Annotated in this window: 9 protein-coding genes; 3 read left to right on the forward strand and 6 right to left on the reverse strand. The window is 33.5% G+C overall.

The window, feature by feature from the left end:
• Positions 1 to 694: 694 nt before the first annotated feature.
• Positions 695 to 1,504, forward strand: a complete 810-nt coding sequence (locus ABE048_RS12520; RefSeq protein ID WP_430311613.1) for a YitT family protein — start codon at positions 695 to 697, stop codon at positions 1,502 to 1,504.
• A gap of 211 nt (positions 1,505 to 1,715) precedes the next feature.
• Here the strand turns inward: ABE048_RS12520 and nspC are convergent, their stop codons facing one another.
• Entirely contained in the window at positions 1,716 to 2,843 is a 1,128-nt protein-coding gene (gene nspC, locus ABE048_RS12525) for a carboxynorspermidine decarboxylase (RefSeq protein ID WP_430311614.1), read from the reverse strand.
• A gap of 1 nt (position 2,844) precedes the next feature.
• On the reverse strand, positions 2,845 to 4,044 hold the full coding sequence (locus ABE048_RS12530; RefSeq protein WP_430311615.1) for a saccharopine dehydrogenase family protein: 1,200 nt from the start codon (positions 4,042 to 4,044) through the stop codon (positions 2,845 to 2,847).
• Between the two features lie 1,422 nt (positions 4,045 to 5,466).
• Between ABE048_RS12530 and ABE048_RS12535 the strand changes: the two genes are divergently transcribed.
• A complete protein-coding gene (locus ABE048_RS12535; protein WP_430311616.1) occupies positions 5,467 to 6,501 on the forward strand; it encodes a beta-carotene 15,15'-monooxygenase in 1,035 nt (344 codons plus the stop codon).
• Positions 6,502 to 6,621: 120 nt separating this feature from the next.
• Here ABE048_RS12535 and ABE048_RS12540 read toward each other — a convergent pair whose 3' ends face one another.
• A complete protein-coding gene (locus ABE048_RS12540) occupies positions 6,622 to 6,966 on the reverse strand; it encodes a DoxX family protein (protein WP_430311617.1) in 345 nt (114 codons plus the stop codon).
• 442 nt (positions 6,967 to 7,408) lie between these two features.
• On the opposite strand from ABE048_RS12540, the gene ABE048_RS12545 reads away from it, so the two are divergent.
• Positions 7,409 to 9,064, forward strand: a complete 1,656-nt coding sequence (locus tag ABE048_RS12545) for a PucR family transcriptional regulator (RefSeq protein WP_430311618.1) — start codon at positions 7,409 to 7,411, stop codon at positions 9,062 to 9,064.
• A gap of 17 nt (positions 9,065 to 9,081) precedes the next feature.
• On the opposite strand, the gene ABE048_RS12550 is transcribed toward ABE048_RS12545, so the two are convergent.
• The 3 genes from ABE048_RS12550 to ABE048_RS12560 are packed head-to-tail and all read right to left on the reverse strand — an operon-like array spanning position 9,082 to position 12,415.
• Positions 9,082 to 9,906: an ABC transporter permease gene (locus tag ABE048_RS12550; RefSeq protein ID WP_430311619.1), complete on the reverse strand. Its 825-nt coding sequence runs from the start codon at positions 9,904 to 9,906 to the stop codon at positions 9,082 to 9,084.
• Positions 9,907 to 9,917: 11 nt separating this feature from the next.
• The gene (locus ABE048_RS12555; protein WP_430311620.1) at positions 9,918 to 10,859 is read right to left on the reverse strand and encodes an ABC transporter permease; all 942 of its coding nucleotides are present in this window, start codon (positions 10,857 to 10,859) and stop codon (positions 9,918 to 9,920) included.
• A gap of 14 nt (positions 10,860 to 10,873) precedes the next feature.
• Entirely contained in the window at positions 10,874 to 12,415 is a 1,542-nt protein-coding gene (locus tag ABE048_RS12560) for an ABC transporter substrate-binding protein (RefSeq protein ID WP_430311621.1), read from the reverse strand.
• Positions 12,416 to 12,504 lie beyond the last annotated feature (89 nt).

The following is a 12,504-nucleotide window of genomic DNA, read 5'->3' on the forward strand; positions in this document are numbered from 1 at the left end:
ATCAACAAAAATAGCTATACAAAATTTTTATATAATCTTTCATCCATTTTTACTTTTCAGTGACCTCATCGTAGATCTACAAAGTCGAAGCTAGCAAAGCGCCAGACTTCAACAAGGAGTATAAAGCCACCCCCATGGAAAGTGCCACTTGTAGCAAAAAGCCAAATCTGAATAATGAATATTGAAAAGTTAATGTGTTTAAATGTTCGTATTTAATAACCGAAAATAGATTTTATGAAATTGATTCATAGATATACCGTGATTCATGCCATATCCTAGTTATCAATTGAGCGAAAGACAGGCGACTCCTGCGGGAAAAGCAAGCAAATCAAGACCCCACACGAACGAAGTGAGGAGGAGGCTTGATGCTTGCCCGCGGAAAGCGCCTGTCTGTAGCGAAATAACCAATTCTGAACATTGAATGTTAATATGTTTAAATGTTCGTTTTAATAAACTTAAATGGATTTATCAAATTGATTCGAATAGGAAATAATAACTTTCTTTATCATGATTTTTTTACCAACATCTTATAGCCCTGATGCTTAAGAGTGAATTTTTGTTTTTTTCAGAAAAAACTTTTTAAACTTTTTATGAACAAAATTCCATTATAATAAAATTATATTTTTATGAAGAATTGAAATGCAATTTATGACAAATAACTGCGGACAAAGGGATATTAGTTGGGAGAGTAAATATGCGCAATATAATTACTATCATAATTGGTTCTGTTTTAATTGGGTTTGCTTTTAATTTTTTTCTAATACCGCATAAAATTCTAAGTGGTGGATTAAGTGGTATTGCAATAATACTTGGTATTGTCACTCCTTTAAATACAGGTTTGTTAAACTTCTTATTAAACCTACCTTTACTTATAATAGGATTATTGAAATTAGGAAAAAGATTTATTGGTTACACGATTTTGTCAGTTGTTGTAATGTCAGTAAGTCTATATGTAATTCCTGTTTACGATATGTCAGATGAACCTATTTTAGGGTCGCTTTTTGGTGGGGTTCTAGCAGGTGTTGGCGTTGGGATTATCTTCCGTGCCTCAGGATCTTCCGGCGGATTCGATATTATTGCTATGTTGTTAGCAAAAAAAAGAGATTTTCCACTTGGTGCTATAATTTCTTGTATGAATGCTGTTGTTGTTTTGATCTCAGGTTTTGTATTTAGCTGGGATGCTGCTTTACTTACGTTAGTATCCATCTACGCATCTGGCAAAGCGATTGATATGGTTCATACAAATCACATCAAACTAACACTTATGATTATTACTTCTAAAGGTGATGATATGAAGAAGCAGCTTCTTTCAACTCTCTATCGAGGTATTACAATTATGGACGGCGAAGGTGCATATACTGGAGAAAACAGAAAAGTTCTAATTACAGTCATTACACGCTATCAACTTTCAGATGTTAAAAATATCATTCATGAAGTGGATCCTCGCGCTTTTGTCAATATTACGGAGACAAAAGAAGTAATTGGTATGTTTGACCGTGGATAATAGTCATTCAATCTTCAATTGATTGAAGAAAACGATTAAAATAATGCATGATGAATTAAGTAAAAACTAGAGTATTTTTATACTCTAGTTTTTTTGCATTCAAAAATCTATATTTTTCACTTACTCTTTTTAAAACATGGTTATTACTTATCCATATATGATGCAAAAAAGAGTTAACGAAAAATAATTTTCGTTAACTCTTTTATTCATTCTATGAAAGTCTACCTTTAAAATCATCATAATTAAATTGATGAAGAATACGGCAATCTCCATTTTTATCTTTTATCATAAGATTCGGTAGCGCCATTCCGTTGAACGTATTTGTTTTTACCATTGTATAAATCGCCATGTCACCAAATACGAGACGGTCGCCATTTTTCAATGGTTGATCAAAGGAATAATCTCCAATGATATCGCCTGTTAGACAAGTTGGACCACCAAGACGATACGAATATGGTTTTTCCCCTTTTTCTCCTGAACCGAATAGAGGTGGACGATAAGGCATCTCTAATACATCTGGCATATGGCAGCAAGCGGAAGTATCCACGATTGCAATATCGATACCATTTTTCAGTGTATCAAGTACTGAAGTTACTAGGACACCAGCATTCAATGCAATTGCTTCGCCAGGTTCTAGATAAACTTCTACATCATATTTTTTTTGGATTCTTGTAATACATTCTTCCAGTAAAGAAATATCGTAATCTTCCCTTGTAACATGATGACCGCCACCAAAGTTAATCCATTCCATTTGAGAAAGCCATGGTCCGAACTTTTCTTCAATCGCGTCAAGCGTCGTTGCTAAATCATCAGAATTTTGTTCACAAAGTGTATGGAAATGAAATCCTGAAACACCCTCAAGTAATTCAGGACGGAATTGACTTAATGTCACACCAAATCGAGAACCAATGGCACATGGATCATAAATTTCATGACCTTCTTGTGTAGAGCACTCAGGATTAATGCGTAAGCCAATACTTTTCCCAGCACTTAACACTTTATCGCGATACTTTTCGACCTGAGAAAAGGAATTGAAAACGATATGATCACTTAATTCGATAATCTCGTCGATTTCATCTTCACGATAAGCTGGTGAAAAGACATGATTTTCTTTACCCATTTCTTCATATCCAAGCTTTGCTTCGTATAAACCACTACCTGCAGTACCACTCAAATACTCACCAATCATAGGATACATTTCATACATTGAAAATGCTTTTTGAGCGAGTAGAATCTTGCATCCTGTTCGATCCATAACACCTTTTAGAATTTGGAGATTCTTCTCAAGTAATGATTCATCTACTACAAAACTTGGAGTTGGGATTTCACTAAACTTCATCTTAGTCTACTAACTCCGGATCGAAGCTTTCTTTCCAAGGAAGTCCCCATTTGTTTAATGCATCCATGAATGGATCTGGATCGAATTCTTCAATATTGTAAACGCCTTTTTTATCCCAAGTTCCTGTCATTAACATCATAGCACCAATCATTGCAGGTACACCTGTAGTGTAAGAAACGGCTTGTGAGCCAACTTCTTTATAGCATTCTTCATGGTCACATACATTGTAAACATAATAAGTTTTATCTTTTCCGTCTTTTTTACCACGGAAGATACAGCCGATGTTTGTTTTACCTTTTGTGCGTGGACCAAGTGAAGCAGGATCTGGTAGTACAGCTTTTAAGAATTGAAGTGGAATAATTTGTTTACCATCAAATTCAATTGGTTCAATAGAAGTCATACCAACATTTTCAAGACATTTTAAGTGAGTTAGATAGCTTTCACCAAATGTCATGAAGAAACGAATTCGTTTAATTCCAGGAATATTTAAAGCAAGAGATTCGATTTCTTCATGGTGCAATAAGTACATATCTTTTTCGCCAACTTCTGGGAAGTTATACTGACGTTTGATTTCCATTGGTTCAGTTTCTACCCATTCACCATTTTCCCAATAGCTACCATTTGCTGAAACTTCGCGGATATTGATTTCTGGGTTGAAGTTTGTAGCAAATGGATATCCATGGTCACCTGCATTACAGTCAAGAATATCAATGTATTCAATTTCATCAAATTCATGTTTTAGAGCATAAGCAGAAAATACACTTGTTACGCCTGGGTCAAAACCGCTACCTAAAAGTGCTGTAATACCAGCTTCTTCAAATTTTTCACGGTAAGCCCATTGCCAGCTATATTCAAATTTTGCAGTATCTTCTGGTTCATAGTTTGCAGTGTCTAAATAGTTTGTTTTTGTAGCTAGACAAGCATCCATGATTGTTAAATCTTGATATGGTAATGCCAAGTTCATTACGATATCTGGTTTTACTTCTTCAATTAACGCGATTAATTCATCTACGTTATCTGCATCAACTTGTGCAGTTGTAATTTTAGTACCTTGTCCATCTAACTTTTCTTTTAACGCATCACATTTTGATTTTGTACGGCTAGCAATACAAATTTCTTCGAATACTTCACTGTTTTGAACAGCTTTATGAATGGCAACAGAAGCCACTCCTCCACAACCAATAATAAGTGCTTTTCCCATCATTATCGCTCCTAACAATATATATTTTACAAAGCATTTCTTGGTTTCTTCTCAGCAATCAAAGTTGCTCCAGATTAATTCTTTCCAAGAAAACATTCATTGACACACCAAAAAACAATTCAATTCGGCTTTTCACGCTAATCCCATTAGGTAAATTTTGTCATTTCAGTTCTTTACTTAGTTTAATGGGATTTTTTCGCTTTCCAATAAAAAAAGCAAGTGCATAACGCATAAAGCGCATCACTTGCTTTTGATATAAAGAACAAATAGAAAGAAAATGTACATGTTTTATTACATATGTATCCTTTAACCATAAAATATCATGATTTTACGGCTGAAAGCTCTTTACTATTCAAATATATCATTTTAGGATCAGAGTCTATATAGCAAACAATTACTTTTACCACTCTTATTGACCGTTTCACAAGTTGATGTGCGTTTGCACTGGTTGTAAAGTAACCAACTTATAAAATTTGAGCTTCTAACTCAATCAATAAGGCAACGAAAAAGTTGCCAATCGGCATTTGACCCGGCACACCGTTGCCTTAACTTTCCAAAAGGAAAATGGTCAAAATCATCTGCTTGGAAAACCCCGATAATTTGTATATCAGCTTTCCAAAATTCATAACTCAATCATAATATCAACTAATAACCAAATTATCAATAGGAAAAATTGAAAATAATCTGCAATTAGTCTCTGTTTTTTTCCAATGTAGTTTTGATTAACTAATTAATATCAAATAAAAAAAGCAAGCGTTTTCTCGATTAACTCAAGAAAACGCTCACTTATTTCTTAGGCTCTTACTAATCTAATATTAAAGATTTTATGATAAATAACGAAATATAACGCAGGTACAGCAATCAACATTAACATCGAATACTGTATTGGTAATGTCGTATTAACCAAATTGCCTAATACAATAAAAATAATCGTAGCCATTAAAAATTTAATCATTTTCATAACTTCCTTTTCAGTTTAGTTATTTTTACTTAATGCACCATTTATTTTGAAAACAAAAAAATTATTTTTCTCTTATTACGCAAAAATATGAATTAGCGTTGCTCTCAAATCCACATCAAAGAATAATGTTTCGTTGATTATATTTTACATTATTATGTCTGATTTGTGAACAAAATGTGTAGAATTTATTTCAGAAATTTGAACAACGCTGCTCGTTCAGATCGAAAATTAGAACCAGCATGTTTTCATTCCTTTCAATAACTAAAATTATGTTAATTAAGTTGCACTTATTATCATATTAATCGTTATATAAGCCATTATTATTAGAATGGAACATCACATTGAACTAGTTTCCAAGTTCCATCATTTTAAGTAATTTAAATATTTATCCTTATATTGTAAAATTAAACTAACCTAACTTATAACCACAGAGTACTTTACATTGAAGGAGGATTGTTCACATGGTTGCAAAAAAGAAGTCAAAAAGATTTCTATGGCTTGTCTTTGGATTACTCATAATTACGTCAAATTTAGCTTTATATCATACATCATTTGGCATATCGAATTTACCTGAAATTACAAATGGTGTTGTTTTAGGTTCGCTCGTTGACTTTATCATAATGGTTCCCCTAACTATTCTGTTGTATCAAAAAAAGTTCACAGTAAAAAAATTAGTTCTTCTTGCTGCTACAGGATGCATTGCAGCTCGTTTTATTATTCCAATGGAACATCTGAAGCCTTTTGTAGCATTTACATGGCTAGGTTTTGCTATTGAAGCTGCACTTTTTTTACTTGAAATTTCTTTAATTATTTCACTTGTGTTTTACATGCCCAAAATTATTCGCACAACAAAAGAAAGTCTATATCCAACTGTCTTTGCGTTTCCACAATCAGTGGATCAACATGTAAAATCACACAGACTCGTTCATATCATCTGTTCAGAAGCATTGATGTTTTATTACGCTCTGTTCAGTTGGCGAAAAAAACCACATGAAGGATTTACACTTTATAAAAATTCAAGTTACATTGCTTTTCAAATAATGATGATTCATGCCATTGTTATTGAAACTCTTGGAATTCATTGGTGGCTTCACGATAAATCTATTACCTTATCAATCGTATTACTTATTTTCAATGTCTATTCTGTTTTCTTCTTTTTAGGTGATTTGCAAGCGATGAGGTTAAATCCTGTAACCTTCCACAAAAGTTCGCTACTAATTTCTGCAGGAATTTTGAAACGTGTCGAAATTCCCTATGAATTGATAGAAGACATTATAGTAAATGAATCTATCCTACAAAAGAAACCTTCAATAGATACACTTGAATTTATAGTCCGTGACTTTGAAAAAGTTTACCCAAATGTATTACTAACACTTAAGAAACCAGTTGAAGGAATCTTCTATTTAGGTATTCGAAAAAATTACAATCACGTTGCAATTCGTATTGATCAACCAGCTGAATTCATAGCACAATTAAAAAACCAAACCGATTTTTAAAAAACAAAACACGCCTTAAAACGCTTATGTTTGCGTATTAAGGCGTGTTTTTATTATTATCAACTACCTATCCTATTTTTCAAGATATAGGACCTGGTTAGTTATTATTAATTATTTTTTCTAGAATGAAAGACTTGCTAAAACTAACCCCAACACCCCTAAAACTGCAATCGGCAATAAAACCTTAAATGAATCTTTCACACGGATATGTGAAATCACACCACCAATTCCAACTGCAGTAACCAATAAGGCACCCCAGAAAACAAATTCATAATACCAATAGCCAAATATTAACAATACAGCTGATACTGTCTCCACTAGTCCAGTGAAAAATCTGAACCATTGAGGTAATTTCAAATGACGAAATGTTTCTTGATGCAATTTGGAACCAACAATTTTACCAAGACCTGCATTTAGAAAAAATAAAACTAAAATACCTTGCAAAGTCCACACAAGAATATCCATAGTTCTCACCTCCTCGCATGAAAGAGCAGCAATTATCCTTATAACTAATTACCTATGTTAGCTTAGAATTATCTAGCAATCATGCTGCTTATCTACAACATATTCAAGCTATATAAAACGGTTACATTGTATCCATTCTAAAAGAAGATTTGAAAGCATGTATTGAATTTCTGAAAGTAAAATGATTTCTGCTACGAAGATTACAATGCTGATATGAGAGGCAGCAAACAGTAAACTGTTGTTTTAGTTTCTATTTGGATATCCCCTGTGTTATTAAAATAAAATTCGACATAATTTTCTACTTAACGATCAATTTATCCTTTATTTTTAACGTAATATTCTGAAAATATGATTGACGTAAAATTTAATAAACTGCATAATTTGAATATGCAATACTATTACTATTCAACTTCTTTCCATTTTTATAAAAAGAGGTGATTATATGATTGATTATCATTTAACAGTTAGAGATATTTTACAACGTAATTCTTTTAAATCCGCGAAAGTGATAGCTGGTTTTAATGGTTTGAATAGACAAGTTAAATGGTCACACATACTAGAGGTAAATGAATTAGAATCGCTTATAAATGGTGATGAACTTATTCTAATGACCGGCGTTGGTCTACAATTAGATTTAGAGTCAAAACTTCATTACTTACAAAATTTAATTGATAAACACGCAGCATGTATTTGTATAGAATTAGGCACTTATTTTCGTGAAATACCGATTGAGTGGGTCAATCTAGCAGAAGAACATGACTTTCCAATTATTATCTTTGAAAATATGGTTAAATTCGTAGACATCACCCAAGACTTACATACATTCTTTATCAATCACCATCATCAATTGCTCTTTCAACTAGACTTACTCTCCAAAAAATTTATCGACTACTCCTTAACACCAAATGGAATTTTGAAAATTCTTCAAGAACTTCATCGTTATTTTAATACAGGAGTATTATTCGCATCAGATGATTCGAAGTCTTATTACGTCCCATCAAAAATGAAAGATATCGAAGCTACAATTCAAAATTACTTAGATTATTCATTGTCAACTAACGATAAAAGTAAAGTAATTACCATTTCAAATGAAACATTTGTATTAATACCCATTAAAGGCCTTGGTCAAATATGGGGATTTTTGTGCTTACAGATGAATCAAACCGTATTAAACGATTTTGTCTATTTAATTCTAGACCGTGCAGCTCTTGCCATCGCACAAATTCTCTCTCGTAATCGAACTATACAAGAAAGAAAACAAAACAAAGAAGATGAACTAATTCAGAATTTAGTCAAAGGGCTTGAATACGATCCAGAAGATGTCCAAACGTATTTGCCTTCTCTAACACGTCATATGTATTATAGAATTTTCATCATCAAGTTACGTTTTCCAAAAAGTACTTTTAACGAGGAAGAATGGGAAGAAATTAAACTCCAACGTACTATGTTTATTCGCTCTATTTTTAAGCGACTTGGTTTCTTCCCTGCAGTATCTTCAACTAGAACTGCAATCACAGTCATTGCATCGTTTCAGGCAGCAGGACAGTTACAAAATGATACCAGTAGATTTACTCAAGTAATTGAACGTATTGAGGCCACGAAACAAGGCGGTTATCTAGATGGTGCAGCCTGTTCGTTTGGTATTAGTCGAGCATACAATGATATCTTGCATGTTAAGGACGGTTATTTGGAAGCAAATGAAGTACTTCATTTGCAAGAACAGAAAATATGTACAAGTTATTTTTATCAAGATCTTGGTGTAAATAGATTGTTGCTATTATTAAAAAATAATGTGCAATTACATGATTATGTAAATGATTATTTGAAAGAGGTCTTAAATCATGATCAAAAACATGACAATGATCTATTTAATACACTCTCCGTCTATTTAGAATGTAACGGTGTAAAAAATGAAACGGCTGAACGCCTTTTTATTGTTCGCCAAACCTTATATAATCGATTAGAAAAACTAGAAACACTCCTCGGCAAAAATTTTATGGAACCTTCTAATCGTCTTGCACTGGAAGTTGCGATTAAAGCTTATAAACTTATTTCCACCCCTACATTTATAGAAGAAAAAACGGTTTTCTTTGCATAAAGAAAACCGTTTTTTTATTAATTTGAGCGTGGATCCAGTATATCTCGTATCGCATTGCTTAGCATATATAATCCTAATACCATCAACGTAATGGCAAATCCCGGTGCATATGTGTACCATGGTGAACTGATTAAATATGCTTGCGAATCCTTTAACATTCGTCCCCAACTTGGATCTGGTGGCTGTACACCTAACCCTAAGTAACTAAGTGCTGCTTCTGCCAACATCGCTACTGCAAATGCAATAGATGCTGCAACAATTAATTGAGACGATACATTGGGTAGAATGTGACGAAACATAATTTTCAAAGGACTTACACCAATTAACTTTGCAGCAAGAACATATTCGGAACCTTTATGCTGAACAAATCCACTTCGGGCTATGCGAGCAATACTCGGAATAGCTATGACACCGAGCGCTAGAGAAGTGTTAAGAATTCCTGGTCCAAATACTGCTACTAACATTAAAGCTAATATTATACCTGGGAATGCCATTAATGCATCCATAATTCGCATAAATAGCTCATCAATCCATCCTCCTACATACCCTGCAATGCCACCTATTAATGTACCAAACACTAATCCAATACTAACCGTTAATATCCCCACTAAGAATGCAGTTTGTGTTCCCTTCATAATCCGACTAAAAATGTCTCGTCCAAATTCATCTGTTCCAAACAAATGCTGACTACTTGGATTTTGTAGTTTATTTGCAATATTCATCTGATTCACATCGTAGGGTGTATAAAAAAAGCTAACAATCATCATGATTAACAGAGCCGACAGAATCAGGAGGCCAGTAATTAAATTAATATGTTTTGCATAGCTTGATAGTTTCTTCATACTATCCCTCCCTAATTTAATCGGATTCTTGGATCAAGTACAGAATATAAAATATCTACTAAGAAGTTAATCAAAACAACGGCAACTGTTATATACATTACAATTCCTTGAACTAATGGAAAATCACGATTACTTATAGATGTGATTAAGAGCTGGCCAATTCCTGGTAATGAGAAAACTTGCTCAACAATTATAGTTCCCGCAACCACTTCAGCCGTGATGATACCAAGAACTGTTAAAATAGGAATCATTGAATTCCTTAATATGTGCTTATACATCACAACTCTTTCTGAAATCCCCTTACTCCGCACTGTTCGCACGTAATCTAATCGCAATTGTTCTAAAATGGCAGTCCGTACATATCGGAACTTTACTGCAATTTGTGGAATCGCAATCGTCAGAGCCGGCAAGATCAATGCACCTAATGCGCCCGATATACTTTCAGACCATGGAACGTAACCATTAATTGAAAAGAAATCAAAATTCATACCTATATAAAGAATGAGGATCATCCCTAGCCAAAATGATGGGATCGCCATACCTACTTGAGTTGCTGATGAAAGAACTACATCGCTCAATTTGTTTTGTCTTTTTGCTGCAAAAATCCCAAGAGGAATGGACACGATGATGACAATCAATAATGAAATTGCAGCAATCGATAAGGTTACAGGTAATCTTGCCATCATTAAATCTTTTACGGGCATTGAAAAACGTATGGAATTACCTAAATCGCCAGTAAATAAGCCTTTTACCCAATCGATGTATTGTTCATAAAGGGGTCTATCTAACCCAAGCTCAGCACGTAAAGTCTCAACTTGGGTTTCATCCGCTTCAGTTCCTAACATTGTACGTATCGGGTCTCCAGGTAATATTTGAAAAACAGCGAAGGTAATAAGGGATACTATAACGACTGTTACAAATAGTAACAGGAATCTACGGATGATATAGACCATACACTTCTTCCCTTCTAATTAGAAATTTTCACTTCAGACATATCATGGAACCAGAACGGATAGCTCTTTAATCCAGATACTTTTTTATTGGAACCCCATAAAATTTGATAATCCGCAATATAAACTGCAGGAGATTGTTCCGTTAGGATTTCTTGTGCACGTTGATATAATTCAATTTGCTTTTTCGTATCTGGTTCTTTTAGTACATCCGTCATCACTTTATCGTATTCTTTGTTTTTAAATCTAAAGAAGTTTTCTCCGTCATTTGTAGAAATATAATCATTCAATATTTCGTATGCGGATGGTCTACCCGTTAAATCAATCGTCGTCATATCGTAATCTCTACCAAAATACACTTTTTCTAGCCAAATACTCCATTCTACAACATTGATTTTCACATCAATACCAATCTTCTTTAAATTTTCAACTGCAATTTGAGCAATATTTGTATACATTTGATTGTGAGAAGAAACAGTGATAGTTGTTTTGAAACCATTTGGATACCCTGCTTCTTTTAATAGATTCTTCGCTTTCTCAATATCTTGATCATATACATTTTGTAATCCATCTTTATAGTAATCTCCCATTGCAGGACTCATATTTGAACCTGTACGTGTTGCATATCCTGAAAATACTGAATCAATGATATCTTGTTTATTGATTGCAATATTAATAGCCTGTCTTACTTTTAGATCATTAAATGGTTTTCGATCTTCATTGAATGTGATGATTAATGAAGAGTTATTATTTTGATGTGATACATTATAGTTTTTTTCTACTTCTGGAAGACGGTGACCTGGAACTGATGTTAAATCTACTTCGTTGGATAATAGACTCATTACAGCTGCTTGGTCATCTGATTGGAATGCAAATGTTACTTTATCCAAATACGGCAAACCTTTTTTCCAGTAATCTGGATTTTTTGCAAGGACTAAATTCGCACCAGGACTATATTTTACATATTTAAATGGACCTGTTCCAATTGGATTTTCATTGTGTTTACCATCATTACTTTTCGGTAAAATTGCTGATTGTAAAGCTGTTAAAGAATATAAAAAGTTCGAATTTGGTTCTTTCAATTTGATGACAACGGTTTGATTATCAGGTGCAGTGATAGAATCCACATTTTTAAAGTTTGATGATAAAGGTTTTTCTCCATTTTTCCCCATCAAGCGATCAAATGAATATAAAATATCATCTACTTTTAATGCTTCACCGTTGTGGAATTTTATGCCTTGTCTAATTTTAAATGTGTAAGTTAAACCATCTTTTGATAGCTCGTAACTTTCTGCAATAGCTGGTTTCAATGAACCATCTGTTTCTGGTGCCATTAATCCTTCAAACATATTTAATAACATTTGGAACGAGATCGAAGCAGTTGCTTTATGTGGATCTAAGAAGTCTGGGTCATCGTTTACCCTTACTGTAATTTCCTGTGGTTTTGTCGTTTTTTCCCCTGTAGTTTGTGATGATTTACTACCACTCGAACAAGCACTAACGATTAAGCATATCGCAATCATTAAAACAATCATTAACCAACTTTTACCCTGCCTCATAAAAACACCCCTTTTTGAAATGACAATGTAGTACTAATGTTCATTGTAAAAATCCACCATATTTTAGTCTGAAGTGGAATTAGCTTCGC

The organism is Rummeliibacillus pycnus, from assembly GCF_050459865.1.
Classification (GTDB): domain Bacteria; phylum Bacillota; class Bacilli; order Bacillales_A; family Planococcaceae; genus Rummeliibacillus; species Rummeliibacillus pycnus_B.